The organism is Meiothermus sp. Pnk-1 (genome assembly GCF_003226535.1).
In the GTDB taxonomy this organism is placed as follows: domain Bacteria; phylum Deinococcota; class Deinococci; order Deinococcales; family Thermaceae; genus Allomeiothermus.
The window spans coordinates 49,686-67,137 of the sequence record NZ_QKOB01000007.1 but is presented as its reverse complement, the minus strand read 5'-3'; the positions used below and the strand labels follow the sequence as shown (position 1 = coordinate 67,137).

Genomic DNA, 17,452 nt, shown 5'->3' with positions numbered 1-17,452 from the left:
TTACGTAACGCCAGGGGCTCTTCATGCTGATGCGGTCGGGCCGGGTGGGTTCACGACGGGGTTATGGGGGCCGGGTAGAGTAGGATCGGTAAGATGATCGCGGTGATTCTCTCCGGGGGAGCGGGGACGCGGCTGTGGCCGGTCTCCCGCGAACTCTACCCCAAGCCTTTTATGCGCTTGCCCGACGGGCAGAGCCTGTTGCAGAAAGCCCTGCTGCGGGCGGTGCGCCTGCCGGGGATCTCCGAGGTGCTCACGGTGACCGGGCAGGAGCACTACTACAGCACGCTCAACGAGTACCAGGCGCTGAAGATCGGGGACTATCCCCCGTTGGCTTTCGTGGTCGAGCCGCTGCGCCGCAACACCGCCCCGGCCATCGCCTTGGCCGCCCTCTCGGTGTCGGAGCGCCACGGGGCCGACGAAACCCTGTTGGTGCTCTCCGCCGACCACTTGATCGAGGATCCCCAAGCCTTTGCTGAGGCCGTCGAGCGGGCTAAAGCCGCAGCCCAGCGGGGCTACCTGGTCACCTTTGGCATCCAGCCCAGCTACCCCGCCACCGGGTTCGGCTACCTCGAGCAGGGCCAGCCCCTGGCCGAAGGGGTGTATGCGGTGCGGCGCTTCGTGGAAAAGCCCGACGCCCCTCGGGCCAAAGCCTACCTCGAGCAGGGGGGCTTCTACTGGAATGCGGGGATCTTCTGCTTCCAGGCCGGGGCCTACCTGGAGGCGGTGCAGGCCTACGCCCCTGAGGTCTACAGGGCGGTGCTGCGCTGCTGGGAATCGAGCCCCCGCGAAACCCCCCAGTACCTCGATGCCCAGACCTTCCGCGCCGTTCCCAGCATCTCGGTGGACTACGCGGTGATGGAGAAGGCCGAGCGGGTGGCGGTGGTTCCCGCTGGCTTCGGCTGGAGCGACCTAGGGGCGTGGGATGCCGCTGCGGAACTGGTTCCCGCCGATCCAGAAGGCAACCGGGTGCTGGGTGAGGCGGTGTTGATCGACACCCACAACACCTTCGTGCAGACCGAGGGGCGGTTGGTGGCGGCCATCGGGGTGGAGGACTTGGTCATCGTGGATACCCCAGACGCGCTGCTGGTCACTCGGCGCGACAAAGTGCAGGACGTGAAGAAGGTGGTCGAGCGGCTACAGCAGGCCCAGCACGAGACCGCCCGCGAACACCGCACCGTGCAGCGCCGCTGGGGGAGCTACACCGTGCTCGAGGAGGGCCCCCGCTTCAAGATCAAGCGCTTGGTGATCCGACCGGGCCAGTCCCTCTCGTACCACCTGCACCACCACCGCAGCGAACACTGGACGGTGGTCTCGGGCACGGCGCAAGTCCTGAAGGAAGACCAGACCCACCTGCTGCGTACCGATGAATCCCTCAGCGTCCTGGCCGGGACCCCACACCGGCTGGCCAACCCCGGCCTGATCGACCTGGTCATCATCGAGGTGCAAAGCGGGGAGTACCTGGGCGAGGATGATCTGGTGCGCCTCGAGGGCGCCGTGGCAGAATCCGCTTTGGCGGGGGATTAGGCTATGGATAGAGATGTGAAAGGACTCGTTCTCTCCGGCGGCAAGGGCACCCGGCTGCGCCCCCTGACCCACACCCGGGCCAAGCAGCTCATCCCCATCGCCGGCAAACCCAACCTCTTCTACGCCCTGGAGGATCTGGTGGAGGCGGGTATCCGCGAGATCGGGGTGATCTTGAGCCCCGAGACCGGCCACGAGGTGCGCGAGGCCCTGGGCGACGGCTCCCGCTGGGGAGCACAGCTCACCTTCATCGTGCAGGAGGCCCCGCTGGGCATCGCCCACGCGGTCATGACCGCGCGGGAGTACCTGGGCGAGAGCCCCTTCGTGCTCTACCTGGGCGACAACCTGCTCTCCGGCGGCATCCGGCACCTGGTCGAGGAGTACCGGCAGACCCAGCCCCAGGCCATCGTGCTGCTGACCGAGGTCGAAGACCCTCGGGCCTTCGGGGTGGCGGTGCTCGACGGGCAGGGCCGGGTGGTGCGCCTGGTGGAGAAGCCCAAAGACCCCCCCTCCAACCTGGCGCTGGTGGGCGTCTACCTCTTCAGCCCGGCCATCCACGAGGTCATCGCCACGCTCAAGCCCTCCTGGCGCGGGGAGTACGAGATCACCGAGGCCATCCAGGGCCTGGTCGAGCGCGGCCAGAGGGTGGTGGCCCACCAGGTGCGCGGCTACTGGAAGGACACTGGCAAGCCCGAGGACCTCCTCGACGCCAACCGCCTGGTGCTCTCCCAGATCACCCGCCGGGTGGAGGGGGAGCTCGAGCAGGCCGAGGTGGTGGGCGAGGTGGTGGTCGAGCCGGGCGCCCGCATCGTGCGCTCGACCGTGCGCGGCCCGGCTTTCATCGGGGCGGGCAGCCTCATCGAGGACAGCTTCATCGGCCCCTACAGCGCCATCGGCAAGGGGGCCAAGGTCATCGGCAGCGAGCTGGAGTACTCCATCCTCATGGACCAGGCCGAGGTGCGCCAGCTCGCCTACCGCCTCGACGCCAGCATCCTCGGCCACGGGGTGGTGGTGGACGGCCAGGGCAGCCCCCGCCGCCACACCCTGCAGCTGGTGTTGGGCGACCGCAGCCAGGTCAAGCTGTGATGGGCCCGATCCTCATGACCGGAGGCAGCGGGCGCCTGGGCAGGGCGTTGCGCGCCCTGATGCCCGGGATCGTGGCCCCGCCCCGCCGCGAGCTCGACGTCACCGACCCCGAGAGCGTGCGAGCTGCGCTCGAGCGCCACCAGCCCAAAGTCTTCCTCCACGCGGCGGCCTACACCGACGTGGCCAGGGCCGAACGCGAGCGCGCGGCCTGCTGGCGGGTCAACGTGGAGGGAACCCGCAACGTCGTGCGGGCCCTCCAGGGGAGTGGCGTCTTCCTGGTCCACATCTCCACCGACTACGTCTTCTGGGGCGACCGCGGCGGCTACCGCGAGGACGACCCCATGGGCCCGGTGCGCAACCACTACGCCCTCTCCAAGCTCGTCGCCGAGGAGGTCGTGCGCGTCTTGCCCCGACACCTGGTCATCCGCACCTCCTTCCGCCCCTCGCCCTGGCCCTACCCGGTGGCCTACACCGACCTCTACACCAGCCAGGACTACCTGGAGGTCATCGCCCCGGAGGTGGCCCTGGCCTTGGAACACCTGGGACAGATCCCCTTCGACACCCTGCACATCGCCACCGAACGCAAATCGGCCTACGAGCTGGCCCGCCGCACCCGGGAGGACGTGCTACCAGGGCTGCGCGCGGACTCGCCGGTGGCGCTTCCCGAGGACATCTCCCTCGACAATCGGCGCTGGCAAAGCCTCAAGCGCGAATGGAGAAGATGATGCTTGACCCTGACGTATTCGCCTCCCTCCGCATCCAACGCTACGATCCCCAGCCCGAGATCGCCGGGGCGTGGCACCAGCCCCTGCGCAAGCACCGCGCGCTCGAGGGGGCCTTCATGGAACACCTGCGGCTGGAGGGGGGCCAAGTAGAAGGCCTGCCGGTGGGCTTTGAGCTGCGGCAGGTCTCGGTCTCCTGGGCGGTGCCGGGGCGGATCAACGCCTTTCACCTCCACCCCAAGCGCCCCCAGGACGAGCTGTGGTGCGTGATCGAGGGCGAGCTCAAGGTGTGGCTGGTGGACGTGCGCAAGGATTCTCCCACCCTGGGGAACCGGCGGGCCTACCTGCTCTCCGGAGAGGCCCCGGCGCTGCTCTACATCCCCAGCGGGGTGGCCCACGGCTACCGCGCGGGGGTTCGTGGGGCGACCCTGATCTACGCCATGAACAGCCAGTTCGACCCCCAGGACCCCAACGAGGGCCGCCTGCCCTGGGACTATTTCGGCGCTGAACTATGGGAGGAAGACCGTGGCTAGCCAAGGGAAGGGCCATCGGCCCCCGGCTGACGCCGGTACTCAGAGGAGCTTTAGACGGGTGATGGTGACGGGAGGGGCCGGGTTTATCGGTTCCAACTACGTGCATTACGCCCTCGAGGCCCATCCCGAGTGGGAGATGGTGGTCTTCGACAAGCTCACCTACGCGGGCAACCTGGAGAACCTCGAGCCAGTGCGTTCCCGCATCGAGTTCGTCCAGGGCGATATCGCCGACCCCGAGGCGGTCCGCGAGGCCCTCGCCGGGGTGGAGGCGGTCGTGAACTTCGCCGCCGAGAGCCACGTAGACCGCTCCCTCCTCGACCCCCGACCCTTCGTCAAGACCAACGTGGAGGGCGTCCTGGTGCTTTTGGAGGAAGCCCGCAAGGCCGGAGTCCGCCGCTTCCTCCAGGTCTCCACCGACGAGGTCTACGGCGACCTCTCGGGCACCTCTCATCACTCCCTCGAGGCCGACCCCCTGCGCCCCCGCAGCCCCTACGCAGCCAGCAAGGCCGCCGCCGAGCACCTGGTGTATAGCTACGGGATCAGCTACGGCCTGGACGTGGTGGTGACGCGGGGCTCCAACACCTATGGCCCCTACCAGTACCCCGAGAAGATCATCCCGCTCTTCATCACCAACGCCCTCGAGGACAAACCCCTGCCCCTCTACGGCGACGGTTCGGCGCTGCGCGACTACATGCACGCCTACGATCACGCCAGCGGTATCGACCTGGTGCTGCACCGGGGGAACTCGGGCGAGGCTTACAACCTGGGGGCCCGCGAGCAGGTACCCGGCACCCGGGTGGCGCGGCGGGTGCTCGAGCTGTTGGGCAAGCCACCCACGCTGGTCAAGTTCGTAGCGGACCGCCCCGGCCACGACTACCGTTACTCCGTAGACCCTTCCAAGGCCGAGGCGCTGGGCTGGGTGCGCCGCTACACCTTCGAGGAGGGCCTGGCCAGGACGGTGCAGTGGTACCTAGAAAACCGGGGCTGGTGGGAGCGACTACGTTCCCAGCGCCATCACCAGGAGCTGATGCAGCGCTGGTACGCCAGCCGATGACGCCTTATCTGGTAGCTTGATTTACCGTACTTATGTCGTACGTCGTACGCTATACGCCAAACGCAAGACGTAGGGTACCGCCCTCCCTCTCACTGCTGACTTCTCGCTCCTTTCTTCTCAAACATGAGGGACGATCCCACGTCCCGCCAGGGGACTCCGGTGGCTTGGGGTGAGGGAAAGTATGAATCAGGGAAAGGTGGGGTTTGGATTAGCCTCGGAAAGGCCTGGTGCCTTGGTTATACTAGCTCCGGTCGGTTGGGGGTTTCCCCGGGTGAGATATGAGAATCGCCATCATTGGAACAGGGTATGTAGGCCTTACTACAGGGGTGACCCTGGCCTACGCGGGTCATGAGGTCATCTGCGTAGATGTGGACGCGTTCAAGCTGGAGAAGCTGCGCCAGGGGCAGGCTCCTATCTACGAACCGGGCCTCGAAGAACTGCTGGCTTTGGCCCGGGAGAGGATACAGTTTACCGAAGACTATGCCCAGGCCATTCCCCAGGCGGAGGTGGTGTTTATCGCCGTGGGCACACCCCCCTTGCCCGACGGCAATCCCGATCTGCAGTACTTGCGCCAGGCCGCCCGCTCGGTGGGGGCACACCTAGGCCCAGGGTTTACCGTGGTGGTCAACAAGTCCACCGTGCCCATCGGCAGCGGGAACTGGGTAGAGAGCCTGGTACAAGAAGCCTATGCAGCGCGCAACGGCCAAAAACCCCAGGGGCAGTTCGCGGTGGCTTCCAACCCCGAGTTCTTGCGCGAGGGCTCGGCCATCCACGATAGCCTCTACCCCGACCGGGTGGTGGTAGGGGCCGAGGATCAGCGCGCACTCGAGGTGCTCTACACCCTCTACCGGCCCATCCTCGAGCAGACCTTCACCCCCCCCGCGTTCATCCCCCGCCCCGAGGGGCTGCAGGCGGTGCCCTTCATCGCCACCGACCTGGCCTCGGCGGAGCTGATCAAATACGCGGCCAACGCGTTCTTGGCCCTCAAGATCAGCTTCATCAACGAGATCGCGGCGCTGGCCGAGCGGGTAGGGGCCGATGTGACCCAGATCGCCAAGGGTATCGGCCTCGATGCCCGCATCGGCACCCGCTTTCTCCAGGCGGGCATCGGCTGGGGCGGGAGCTGCTTTGGCAAGGACACCGCGGCCCTCATCGCCACCGCCCAGGATTACGGCCTTTCCATGCCCATCGTGGCCGCGGCCCGCGAGGTCAACTACCGCCAGCGCGAGCGGATCGTGGAGAAGCTGTTGGCCGAGCTGAAGATCCTCAAGGGCCGCACCGTTGGCCTCTTGGGGCTGGCCTTCAAGCCCCATACCGACGATCTGCGCGATGCCCCCGCCCTGGATATCGCCCGTAGGCTCCTCGAGCGAGGGGTGCGGGTGCGGGTGCACGACCCCGTTGCCATGGAAAATGCCCAGCGCCTCTTCCCCGACTTGGAGCTGCGCTACTGTGCGGATGCTCTCGAGCTCGCCGAGGAGGCCGACGCGCTGGTCTTGGTCACCGAGTGGCCCCAGTACCGCGAGTGGCCCTGGGAGCGGGTGGCTTCGCGCATGCGCCGCCGGCTGCTGCTGGATGGGCGGAACTTCCTCGACAAGGCTGCCCTGGCCCGCCTGGGCTTCCGCTATGTGGGCGTAGGGGTGTCGGAGCCCTTGGTGCAGAAGGTGGAAGGCTAAATGCGCATCCTGCTCACCGGCGCTGCCGGTTTCGTGGGCAGCCACCTGGCCGAACGCCTGCTCCGGGAAGGGCACCAGGTCCTGGGGGTGGACAACTTCTGTACCGGAGGGCGGCACAACCTCGGGTACCTCATCCCCTTCGGGGGCTTCAGCTTTCTCGAGGCCGACGCCGCGAGGCCGCTCGAGGTGGCGGGAGACTTCGACTGGGTGATGCACCTGGCCTCTCCGGCCTCCCCTCCCCGCTACCTGAAGCGGCCCCTCGAGACCCTTTTGGTCAACGCCGAGGGCACCCGGCACCTGCTGGACTTGGCTCGAGCGCGTGGAGCAGCCTTCTTCCTGGCCTCGACCAGCGAGGTCTACGGCGACCCGCAGGTCCATCCCCAGCCCGAGGGGTACTGGGGCCACGTCAACCCCATCGGCCCCCGCTCGGTCTACGACGAGGCCAAGCGCTACGCCGAGGCCCTCACCCTGGCCTACCACCGGGTGTATGGCCTTCCCACCCGTATTGTTCGCATATTCAACAGCGTCCTTGCGGACGAGTACCTCTTTTTCTTCAACGATAGCGAGGCCCATCTGGAAACGGCCCAAGCCTATGCCGAGCGGTTGGGCTTGGCCCCGGGGGTTCCCAGGGAAGTCCTGGTACCCGCCTTTGATCCGAACACCCTTCGGCTAGAGCTTAAGCGGGCCGCGTACTTCATCGGACACCCGGTCCAGCAGGAGGCCTATGAGGTTCGCCTGCGCTACGGCCGCACCGTCAAGGTAACGGGGGACCATAGCCTCTTTGTCCGGGGCCCCGACGGAAGGCCCGTGGCCAAGCCTGTTCGGGAGCTTAAGCCAGGGGACTACGTGGCCGTGCCCGCCCGTCTCCCCGTTTTGGAGCGGGACCTCGAGGTCCTGGACCTTGCCCAAATCTTCGCCTCTTTAGACGGCTCTCCGCAGTGGCTGTGGCGCTGGGCGGTGCGCCATCCTTCCTTTTCCCACCGCATTGAGGCAGAAAGGGAGCGTATTCACGAGATAGCCCTAAGCCAGGGGCGTTTCCGGGGAGCCAACGCTCGCAACTCCGCCGTTTGCGCCACGAAGCGGTGGATGCGCCAAGGGCTTGTTCCCCTCGCCGTGCTCCAGGCCTTGGGCTGGGAGATACCCGACGGGGCGGAGTTTGGCCTCTACGGAGACTCCCACCTCTGGTTGCCCAACAGGGTGCGGGTGACAGATGACCTCTTGTGGCTTTTCGGCCTGTATCTGGCGGAGGGAGGGGCGTATGGGGACAAGGGCAGGTACTTCATCACCTTTTCCTCCGACGATGCCTTTATCAGGAGAGCCAAGGGCATCCTGGAAACCCATTTCAGGGTAAGGGTGAAGTATGTCCCTCCCGCTTCCCACCGTGCTCCAGGGATTTACGTCCACTCCAAGGCCCTTTACATCCTTTTCACCCGCGCTCTAGGGCTAAGGAAGCGGATTCCCCCCTGGGTGTTCCAGCTCCCCCTTTCCCGCCTGAAGCATTTTTTGGAGGGCTACCGTTGCGGGGACGGCACCCATAGCGGCAAGAAGCTGGGCAACGAGCTTGTGTTTGACACGGCCTCGGAGGAGATCGCCTATGGCCTCGTCTACCTCCTCCTCCGCTTCGGCATTGTGGCCAGCGTGGGCCGCCACGAGTCCTGGGTGGGCAAAAAGCTTACCGCCACCAAGCGGTTTCCTTTTTACCGGGTGACCGTGTGCGCCTTGGACAACTTTGACCTCCTCTCTTGGGACCGAGGCGTGCGTCAGAAGCTAGACGCCCGAAGGGAGGGGGATATCGTCTGGAGCCAGGTCAAGGAGGTCCGGCCCTGCCTTGTCACGGCCACGGTCTACGATTTCTCCGTACCGGGGGCGGAAAACTTTGTCGCTGGAAACGGCGTTTTCTGCCACAACACCTACGGCCCGCGGATGGACCCCGAGGACGGGCGGGTGGTCACCAACTTCATCACCCAGGCCCTGCGGGGCGAACCGCTCACGATCTATGGCGACGGCTCCCAGACCCGCAGCTTTCAATACGTGGACGACTTGGTGGAGGGGATCGTGCGCCTGATGGGGGTGGATTACCCCGGGCCGGTCAACCTGGGCAACCCCGAGGAATACACCATGCTCGAGCTGGCGGAGCTGGTGCGGGAACTGACCGGCAGCAAGGCGGGGCTCGAGTTCCGGCCACTGCCCCAGGATGACCCCAAGCAGCGCCGCCCGGACATACGCCTGGCCCGCGAGCTTCTGGGCTGGGAGCCAAGGGTTCCGGTTCGGGAGGGTTTGCTGCGCACCATTGCCTACTTCAAAGCGGAGGGGGTATGAGCATGCGGGTCTTGGTGGTAGGAGGGGCGGGCTACATCGGCAGTCACACGGCCAAGGCCCTGCACCAAGCCGGGTACACCCCGGTGGTCTTCGACAACCTGAGCATGGGGCATCGCTGGGCGGTGAAGTGGGGACCTCTGGTGGAGGCCGATCTGGGCGATCAGCCCGCGATTGTGCGGGCGCTCGAGGATCACCGTATCGAGGCGGTGGTTCATTTTGCGGCCAACGCCTACGTGGGTGAGTCCATGCAAAACCCCGCCAAGTATTTCCGCAACAACGTGGTGGGAACCCTCAACCTGCTCGAGGCCATGCACCAGGCCGGGGTGCGGCAGGTGGTCTTTTCCTCTTCCTGTGCCACCTATGGCCTCCCCCAACGGCTGCCCATCCCCGAGGAGCATCCCCAAGACCCCATCAACCCCTACGGCGAGTCCAAGCTCATGGGCGAGAAGATGCTGCGCTGGTTTGGGGAGTGCCACGGCCTGCGCTGGGTCTCTTTGCGCTACTTCAACGCCGCCGGGGCCGATCCCGAGGGGGAACTGGGCGAGGTGCACGACCCGGAAACCCACCTCATCCCGCTGGTGATCGAGGCGGTCTTGGGGAAGCGGCCTCCGGTACAGGTGTTTGGCACCGACTACCCCACCCCCGACGGCACCGCCATCCGCGACTATATCCACGTGACCGACCTGGCCGAGGCCCACGTGCGTGCCCTGCAATACCTGCAAGATGGTGGGGCTTCTACCGCGCTCAACCTGGGCACCGGGAAGGGGCACAGCGTGCGGGAGGTCATTCGCATGGTTGAGGCGGTGTCTGGGCGGGCAGTGCCGTTCACCCTGGCCCCCCGGCGGCCCGGGGATCCGCCCGAACTGGTGGCGGATGCGGCCAAGGCAGAGCGGGTGCTGGGCTGGAGGGCTGGCCGGAGCTTTGAGGACATCGTGGAGACTGCCTGGCGCTGGCACAGCCGCCCCAGCCCGGACTGGAGTATGCTGAGGCGGTGAACCGCGCGCCCGACTGGCTGCGCCAGGCCGAGCACGACCTCGAGCTGGCCGGCATTGCTGCGCGTGCCGGTCGGCACGAGTGGGCCTGTTTTGCTGCGCAACAAGCCGCAGAAAAAGCGGTCGAGGCGCTGCACCTGCATCTGGGTCAGGAGGCTTGAGGACGTCTGGTGGCCCGGCTTCTGGCGGAGCTTCCGCTGGCGGTGCCCCCGTTGCTCATCGAAAAAGCCCGCTCCCTGGATGCGCTCTATATTCCCACCCGCTACCCGGACGCCTATCCGGAGGGCGCTCCTGCCGAGCACTACGGCCCTTTGCAAAGTAGGGAGGCTTTGGCGTATGCCGGTGATATCCTTGCGTTCGTCCACGCTCAGATGGCCCCGCCGGGATGAGGTTTTTTCGGCCTTAGAGGCTTGGGTTCGCACCCTGGAAATCCCCGGTCTGTTGGCAGTAGGGGTGTTTGGCTCTTATGCCCGGGGGGATTACGGGGTGGGCAGCGACCTCGATCTTCTCCTTATCCTAAACTCCAGCCCCCATTCCTTTGAGCGACGCATAGCCCTGCTTCCTTTGGAAAGCCTGCCGGTGCCTGCGGAGGCGCTGGTCTACACTGTAGAGGAGTGGTGCGCGCTGCCCCGGCAAAGCCCTCGCCTAGCCAAGACCCTCGAGCGCGAGGCGGTCTGGATATGGGGGCAGGCAGGCTTCTGCTAGAATGCCCGCGTGGGCTGGCTCGAGGCGGTACGGGAACGCTTGGGTGCAATGGGGGTGGAGCGGGTTTACCTCTTTGGCTCCCACGCGCGGGGCACGGCCACCCGGCGCTCCGACCTGGACCTCCTCGTGCTCTGGGAGACCGACCTGCCCCCCCTGGAGCGCATCGGCCAGGTGCTCTGGGCGCTGCGCGACCTTCCCTTTGCGGTGGAAGCGGTGATCCTCACCCCGCAGGAGTTTGCAAACCGGCGCGAGCTGCCCTTCCTGCGGGGGGTGATGAAGGAGGCTAAGCTCATCTATGAGTGTGGAGAAACAGCGGCGTGAGGCCTTATGAACCCCCACCCGATCTGGCCGCTTTGCGGGCCATACTGGAGAGTTTTTTTCCGGCCTGCCGGTGCGGGTTTACCTCTTCGGCTCGGCAGCCCGCGGAGCCCTGCGCCGGGGTTCCGACCTGGACGTGGGTATACTGCCGCTGGCTCCCCTTCCGGTAGGCCTGCTGTCCCAACTGCGGGAGCGCTTGGAGGAATCGAACCTGCTGTTTCGGGTGGACCTGGTAGACCTTTCGCAGGCTCCGCCGGAACTGGTGCGGCGCGTAGAGACCGAGGGAGTGCGATGGATCGGTTAGCCCAGAGGCTCTCTATCGCCCGCAAAGCCCTAGAAACCCTGGCGGAGCTGCCGCTGGAGCCTTCTGCGGACGCCGTGATTCGCGATGCAGCCATCCAGCGTTTCGAGTACACCCTGGAGGCCGTGTGGAAAGCTGCCCAGCTTTACCTTAGGGAGTGCGAAGGGATAGACTTGGCCTCGCCTAAGGGCGTGGTGCGGGCTTGCTATGAAGCCGAGGCGCGTTGGGGCATGCAGATGGTAGACGACCGGAATTTGACTGCTCATACCTACAACGAGGAGCTTGCCAAGCTCATCTTCTCTCGTCTACCCGGTCATCTGGCCCTTATGCGCCGCCTCCTCGAGGCCCTGGGGAGGAATGTGTGAGCGTGGTGGGCCAGCTTCGCCTATGAGCGACTTTGGTGAACAAACCTCTTCCTTGCGAGACCTGGGTCGCCAAGCAGTTCGGAGTGCTGCTGCTTTGGTGGTTCGTCAGGTGCTGGTGCAGGGATTAAATGTTGTAGGTGGAGTTTTGCTCGCGCGCCTGCTAACTCCCGATGAGTTTGGTCTTTATGGTATCGTCACATTCTTTTTGGCTTTTCTCATCGCATTTGGTGGTACTGGCTTAGCATCTAGCTTAATCCGACAGCCGAGCGAGCCAGACGAGCTGGACTACAGATCGGTGTATGCTGTTCAGCAGATCTTTGTTGTCATTTTGGCGGTGGCTTTGTGGGCTGCTTCACCATGGATTGCTCAATTGTACCGGTTGTCACCGGATAGCGCATGGGTATTTCGCCTGGTTGCCGCATCGTTACTGATGACATCTTTCATGGTAATCCCACAGGTACGCCTTGAGCGCCGCCTGGCGTTTGACCGGCTTGCGCTTGTGGAGATAACCCAAGCCCTTGTCTACAACACCACGGCGGTATTTCTGGCCTGGCGAGGTTATGGGCCACTATCTTTTGCTATAGCGCTGTTGCTTCGCTCGACTGCTGGAGCAATCCTGGCAAATTGGATCAGCCCCTGGAAAATGGGGTGGAGTTGGGACTGGAGTAGAGCTCGCAAACATTTAGGGTTTGGCTTGTTTCTACAAGGAGGACAGGTCGTATCTCTAATTAAGGACTCGATTACTCCTGTCTTCGTTGGTCTTTATTTAGGGGCTGGGTCGGTAGGTTACATCAATTGGGCCCAGATGGTCGCAAACTACTCTGTAATGACCCTAATGGTGTTTCAGCGCCTATATATGCCTCTGTTTGCCCGGCTTCAACATGATCGAGTATTGCTGACCAGAGCGGTTGAGAGAGTACTGTTTGCAACCAATGCTCTCACAGCCCCTATTTCCATCCTTACTCTAGTTCTCATAGAGCCCATCACCCGAATAATATTCGGGGAGAAATGGCTGGCAGCCCTGCCAATTTTCTACCTACTTTCGCTTGCCAACTTGGTGGTGGCCACGTCAACCCCATTACAGGGTTTACTCAACGCTTTGGGTAGATCCAAAACAACATTTTTGTTCACGGTTATATGGGCCCTTCTCACCTGGTTTCTAGGCCTCCCGCTCATTCACTGGTTTGGGGCTCTGGGCTTTGCTTTGGCGAACGTAGGTGTTCAGCTTAGCAATTTTGGACTTTTCGTGGTTGCCCAAAGGCTGGTTGCGGTTAAGCTTTGGCGTGCAGCCTCCCTGCCTTGGGTTCTGGCCATTTTGGTGGGAATGGGAATTTACCTTTTGGAGCTACTCGTTAACATACAAAACTTGTATGCCTTAGTGGGGGTGTTTGCTTTGGGGTTAGGGGTATACTCAGGACTTGTGGTTTGGAGTCGGGGAGAGGAATTGCGAAAGATTTACACGTTCTTTGGGAAGGGTGATAACGGTGGAAGACAGGGCTAAGATTTCTGTTTTGATCAACACCCTTAATGAGGAGAAAAATTTGCCACATGCCTTGCGATCTGTAAAGCCGTGGGCAGACGAAATTATAGTCGTGGATATGTATAGCACGGATCGCACGGTAGAGATAGCGCAAGAGTTTGGAGCGAAAGTTTTTTTGCATGAACGTGTGGTGGAATTCGAGATAGCCCGAAAGCTGGCCATAGAAAAGGCAAGCAACGATTGGATGTTTTTTCTAGATGCCGATGAGTTGGTGCCTTTTCCTTTAGCCCGGTGCTTATTGCAAATAGCCCACGAGGACGCGGTGGACGTGGTAAGGGTTCCCCGACTAAATTATCTGATCGGTGCGGCAATGCAATATTCCGGTTGGGGTCCCAACCAGGATAAACAGTATCGGCTCTTCCGAAGGGGGAAGCTCGGCGTTAGGGCAAACATGCACGATCATATAGAGGTTTTTCCCGGGGCGAAGGTGCATGAACTGTCTTTTCCTTCTGATGGGGCAATCATACACTTTAGCTACCTCGACTTTGAGCACTTTATCGCTAAGCTAAACCGCTATACCAACGTCCATGCCCTTCAAGCTGCCAAGACTGGAGAGCACCCCCACATTGTCAAAGCCCTATTCAAGGCAACAAGAAAGTTCCTCGCATACTATTTACTGCGAAAAGGATATAGAGATGGGTGGCGCGGGATATATTTAGCCCTGCTAATGTTCTTTTATGAAATAGCGACATTTGCTAAGCTTACCCAACTCCGGCTCGTGGGAGATAGGGAGGATATTCAAAACATGTACGCAAAGGAAGCAGAGAGGTATCTATCTGAATACGTGGAGTGTTGATGGAACATGAAAGTTGTCTTCTTCACACCAAGGCCATTCTCCCTAGCGTTTGGAGGCACAGAAGTTCAGCTGCTTGAAACCAAAGCTGCTCTCGAAGCCTTCGGAATTCATGTGGAATTTGCCGATTACTTTAGTCGCGACCAACTTGCTGGTAGAACCATTGCCCACCTATTTGGAAGTGACTATGTCCTTGCTCAAATCACAAAGCTCTTAACTGGTAAGAAAGTGCCTTATGTGACGTCTTCCATATTTTACCCAACGGGCACATCTCGAATGGCCCACTACTGTTTGGGCTTTTTGCCTTTATCTGTATCCTCGCTTAGAAAGGCTGTGCTAAGTGGAGCCCGCTACGTATTGCCCAATTCTTACAGCGAAAGCCGCTTACTACAGAAGCTATTTGGGTTGCCGGAGCGCTCCATAAAGGTGGTACCCAATGGCGTAAGAGATGATTTTATCGGACAAGATCCAGATGGATTTAGGCGTAAATATTTACCAGAGTTGACTAGTAACGATCGGTTTGTATTGAGCGTTGGACGCATTGAGCGGCGTAAAAATTCCTTGAATCTTCTTCGGGCTGCTGCTCGAATCAAAATCCCTTTGGTGTTTATTGGTGAGCCAGTGGCGCTATCAAAGGAGAAAGCGTATGTGCAACGATTTCAGGAAGAGTTAGAACGCTACCCTGACTACATAAAGCACATACCTTTTTTATCGAATGGTAGTAACGATCTGGCTGATGCATATGCTGCTGCCCATGCCCATGCTTTGATCTCGTGGATGGAAACGCCGGGACTGGCAAACCTAGAGGCTGGAATCAATGGGGCTAACTTGATTGTGGGAGAGTCCCCCCCTGTACGGGAGTATTTGGACAGATATGCCACCTTTGTCAATCAGGGTGACTTAAATCAAATAAGCCAAGCAATTGAACGAGCCCTTACACAATCCAGAAATATATACAATCAAAGTGCATACATCAGCAAAAACTACTCATGGAAGCGAGTGGCTCAACTAATGATAGATGTTTATAAAGAGGTACTAGAGTAATGGTGCTTCGGCGCTTTTGGTCTGTGCAAGGGCTAAGTGTTAGGCTGCTCCTGGCCATCTGGCTTATATACTTGGCATTGGGCAATCTTGCTCGAGTTGGTGATTTTTCTTGATGGCGATGAGAGGATTACAGCTTAACAGCTTGGGAAGGTGGTCCTGAGACAATGCTGATTGCAATAGCATTAGTTCTCTTATCAGTCGCCTCTTATCTTGTGTGGCCTAGCCGTTGGAATATTCCGGCTCATCTACAGATTGGCTTCTCTATTACCGCATATATTGTGCCGGTGGTTTTTGTGGGTGTGCTGGATTCCTACCCCTCTGAACTTGTAATGCTATACGAGCAGATATTGGTTTGGGGTATGTTGTTTTATATTGTGGGCATCGTTATAGGCTTTTATACCCCCCTGCTAAAAATAATGCCTTTACGCCATACCTTAAATGCTTCCACAAAAGAACTCTTGCGTTTCGTGGCTCCCAGGGTACTGTGGATAACGCTTATGGCTCTTGCAGGGGTAATGGTTAGTTTTGCTGTGATGGGGTTTATACCTATGTTTGCCGAAGACCCCCTTATGGCAAAGTTTTTTCGTGGCCCCTACCAAGAAGCCTATCGCCCGGTGGCTCCCCTCTATAGGGCTTCAATGTTCTTGCTGTATTTGCTGATCCCACTGAACCTAGTTTTATGGTTTCATATGAGCAAGAAAAGATTTCTGCTGCTTGCCTTGCTAAGTTTTGCAGTCATAGCGGCTTCACTTGTGCGCGGCCAGGCTATTTATGGCTTTCTCATATTCGTTGGCCTTTTGGCTGCTCGAAACCGCGTAGGCTTTCTTCTGTTCTTGGTATTTGTGGTGGCGGTTTACCCTTTGGGAAGCGCCTCTTATTATCTGCTAAAGGCAGTATTTGGTTTAGACGCATTGGGTGGGGTATACCAAGACACTGGTATCTGGCAGATCATAGCCTCGGGTGCACCAGATATTTCGGATCAGCTCACCTTCCTCGCTGCTTTCATCGAGCGTGGCTCATACACATATGGGCTAACCTTTGTGGGTGGGCTTGTGCCGTACAATTTTACTTGGAGTCCAGCAGTATGGGTACTGGCACTGGTCAACCCGGGAACCTCAGTTAGCGAGATTGCTTCGGGAGGATTTCGTTTGGCGGTGCCACTGTGGGGTTACGCTTCGTTTGGTTGGGTGGGGGTAATTATAGTTCCACTGATCTCAGGCTTTATTTGGGGCAATGCAACGCGCTATGCCAAGAAATATGTGGAGAACCCAAGCTCGCTGCTTCACGCAGCTCTTGCGCTAACGGTATACCTGACTATCGGTGTGCAGCTATCGCAGTTTTATTTGCTTAGCATGTATTCTTTACCCGGGATAGCTCTGGCGCTGTTCCTTTTGTATAGGTTCAAGTGGTTTGCAAGGGCTAAGCTGAACGCCTATCGTGGTTATGGACATAGTGGTTAATACCCGTACCCTGGCCTCCAAATTGACTGGAGTGCAGCGCTATACCAGTGAAATCGTTGACCGTCTGGGCGCCGGAATCGAGCGCATTGCGCCTCGGCCTGCGCTAGACGGGATTGCAGGTCATGCCTGGGAGCAGTTTGTTTTGCCAACCCAGCTTAGGGGAAGGCTTTTGTGGAGTCCAAGTAATACCGGCCCGCTGCTAGTCAGGCAGCAGGTGGTAACGGTGCATGATGTAGTGCCGCTTGATCATCCCGAGTGGCTCAATCCCAGATTCGCTGGCTGGTATAGGTTTTTGCTGCCTAAATTGCTGCCACGGGTACGGCGCATTATTACGGTTTCTGAATTCAGCAAAACCCGCATCCTAGAACATATCAGGCTGGAACCCTGGAGGGTAGTGGTGATTCCCAATGGCGTTGACCCGCGCTTTCATCCTCGAACACAAGAAGAACACGACCAGATCAAGGAGCGCTTGGGGCTGCCTTCATCCCACTTTGTGCTTAGCTTGGGCTCTTTGGAGCCCCGAAAGAACCTGGGCCGTCTGCTCAAGGCTTGGGCTCTAGTATCTACCCGCCTGCCGGAAGAGGTATGGCTGGTAGTAGCAGGAGCTAAGGGGAAAGCCCAGATCTTTCAAGAAGTTTCCTTGGAAAAGCTGCCACCCAGGGTACACTTTGTGGGTCATGTCCCGGATGAGTATCTGCCTGTACTATACAGCGCTGCGTCAGGGTTTGTGTATCCCTCTGTTTACGAGGGCTTTGGTATTCCACCTCTTGAGGCAATGGCATCAGGTACTCCTACCCTCACGGGCAACCGCACAGCCCTTCCCGAGGTTGTGGGGGACGCGGCTTTGACAGTAGACCCATTCGATGTAGAAGCTATAGCGGATGGCCTTTGGCGGTTGGTGACGGATGCGGAACTCCGGCAGAGGTTACGGCAAAGGGGCCTCGAGCGGTCCAAGCAGTTTGGTTGGGATAGTATAGCTAAGCACACTTGGTCGGTGCTTCAGGAAGCGGCTGCAGAGTAAAAGGG

At 60.5% G+C, this 17,452-nt stretch carries 17 protein-coding genes and 1 pseudogene; all 18 read left to right on the top strand.

Translation table 11 applies throughout. The features are described from left to right. Positions 1-93 precede the first annotated feature (93 nt). Entirely contained in the window at positions 94-1,524 is a 1,431-nt protein-coding gene (locus DNA98_RS11495; protein ID WP_110530804.1) for a mannose-1-phosphate guanylyltransferase/mannose-6-phosphate isomerase, read from the top strand. A 15-nt stretch (positions 1,525-1,539) separates the two neighbouring features. Then, a complete protein-coding gene (locus tag DNA98_RS11490) occupies positions 1,540-2,607 on the top strand; it encodes a glucose-1-phosphate thymidylyltransferase (RefSeq protein WP_165364057.1) in 1,068 nt (355 codons plus the stop codon). After that, positions 2,607-3,332 carry a sugar nucleotide-binding protein gene (locus tag DNA98_RS11485; protein WP_110530800.1) on the top strand — a complete coding sequence of 242 codons (726 nt, stop codon included), beginning with the start codon at positions 2,607-2,609 and terminating at the stop codon, positions 3,330-3,332. The genes DNA98_RS11490 and DNA98_RS11485 overlap by 1 nt, the downstream gene beginning before the upstream one ends. Next, entirely contained in the window at positions 3,329-3,862 is a 534-nt protein-coding gene (locus DNA98_RS11480) for a dTDP-4-dehydrorhamnose 3,5-epimerase family protein (RefSeq protein WP_233493192.1), read from the top strand. The genes DNA98_RS11485 and DNA98_RS11480 overlap by 4 nt, the downstream gene beginning before the upstream one ends. Positions 3,863-3,920: 58 nt before the next feature. Next, on the top strand, positions 3,921-4,916 hold the full coding sequence (gene rfbB / locus DNA98_RS11475; protein ID WP_199489389.1) for a dTDP-glucose 4,6-dehydratase: 996 nt from the start codon (positions 3,921-3,923) through the stop codon (positions 4,914-4,916). Positions 4,917-5,194: 278 nt separating this feature from the next. Beyond that, positions 5,195-6,589, top strand: a complete 1,395-nt coding sequence (locus DNA98_RS11470; protein ID WP_110530796.1) for a UDP-glucose/GDP-mannose dehydrogenase family protein — start codon at positions 5,195-5,197, stop codon at positions 6,587-6,589. Next, positions 6,590-8,908 (top strand): NAD-dependent epimerase/dehydratase family protein, encoded by a 2,319-nt coding sequence (locus DNA98_RS11460; RefSeq protein WP_174720039.1) that lies wholly within the window; start codon positions 6,590-6,592, stop codon positions 8,906-8,908. Continuing rightward, entirely contained in the window at positions 8,905-9,903 is a 999-nt protein-coding gene (galE, locus tag DNA98_RS11455) for a UDP-glucose 4-epimerase GalE (protein WP_110530794.1), read from the top strand. The genes DNA98_RS11460 and galE overlap by 4 nt, the downstream gene beginning before the upstream one ends. After that, positions 9,900-10,289, top strand: a pseudogene (locus tag DNA98_RS11450) (HEPN domain-containing protein). Before galE ends, DNA98_RS11450 begins: the two are co-directional and overlap by 4 nt. Next, positions 10,237-10,605, top strand: coding sequence for a nucleotidyltransferase domain-containing protein (locus DNA98_RS11445; RefSeq protein ID WP_110530791.1), 369 nt, complete (start codon positions 10,237-10,239; stop codon positions 10,603-10,605). Before DNA98_RS11450 ends, DNA98_RS11445 begins: the two are co-directional and overlap by 53 nt. Before the next feature lie 9 nt (positions 10,606-10,614). Then, on the top strand, positions 10,615-10,926 hold the full coding sequence (locus DNA98_RS11440; protein WP_110530789.1) for a nucleotidyltransferase domain-containing protein: 312 nt from the start codon (positions 10,615-10,617) through the stop codon (positions 10,924-10,926). Between the two features lie 70 nt (positions 10,927-10,996). Then, positions 10,997-11,227, top strand: coding sequence for a nucleotidyltransferase family protein (locus DNA98_RS11435; protein ID WP_233493191.1), 231 nt, complete (start codon positions 10,997-10,999; stop codon positions 11,225-11,227). Then, positions 11,215-11,589: an HI0074 family nucleotidyltransferase substrate-binding subunit gene (locus DNA98_RS11430; RefSeq protein WP_110530788.1), complete on the top strand. Its 375-nt coding sequence runs from the start codon at positions 11,215-11,217 to the stop codon at positions 11,587-11,589. Before DNA98_RS11435 ends, DNA98_RS11430 begins: the two co-directional genes overlap by 13 nt. A gap of 22 nt (positions 11,590-11,611) precedes the next feature. Next, positions 11,612-13,090 carry an oligosaccharide flippase family protein gene (locus DNA98_RS11425; RefSeq protein ID WP_158531642.1) on the top strand — a complete coding sequence of 493 codons (1,479 nt, stop codon included), beginning with the start codon at positions 11,612-11,614 and terminating at the stop codon, positions 13,088-13,090. Between the two features lie 10 nt (positions 13,091-13,100). Next, positions 13,101-13,925 carry a glycosyltransferase family 2 protein gene (locus tag DNA98_RS11420; RefSeq protein ID WP_158531641.1) on the top strand — a complete coding sequence of 275 codons (825 nt, stop codon included), beginning with the start codon at positions 13,101-13,103 and terminating at the stop codon, positions 13,923-13,925. 6 nt (positions 13,926-13,931) lie between these two features. Continuing rightward, the gene (locus DNA98_RS11415; RefSeq protein ID WP_110530782.1) at positions 13,932-14,966 is read left to right on the top strand and encodes a glycosyltransferase family 4 protein; all 1,035 of its coding nucleotides are present in this window, start codon (positions 13,932-13,934) and stop codon (positions 14,964-14,966) included. Between the two features lie 164 nt (positions 14,967-15,130). Continuing rightward, positions 15,131-16,426 (top strand): hypothetical protein, encoded by a 1,296-nt coding sequence (locus DNA98_RS11410; protein WP_146237990.1) that lies wholly within the window; start codon positions 15,131-15,133, stop codon positions 16,424-16,426. Next, complete coding sequence (locus tag DNA98_RS11405; protein WP_110530778.1) at positions 16,410-17,447, top strand: glycosyltransferase family 1 protein; 1,038 nt, start codon at positions 16,410-16,412, stop codon at positions 17,445-17,447. Before DNA98_RS11410 ends, DNA98_RS11405 begins: the two co-directional genes overlap by 17 nt. Positions 17,448-17,452: the final 5 nt, after the last annotated feature.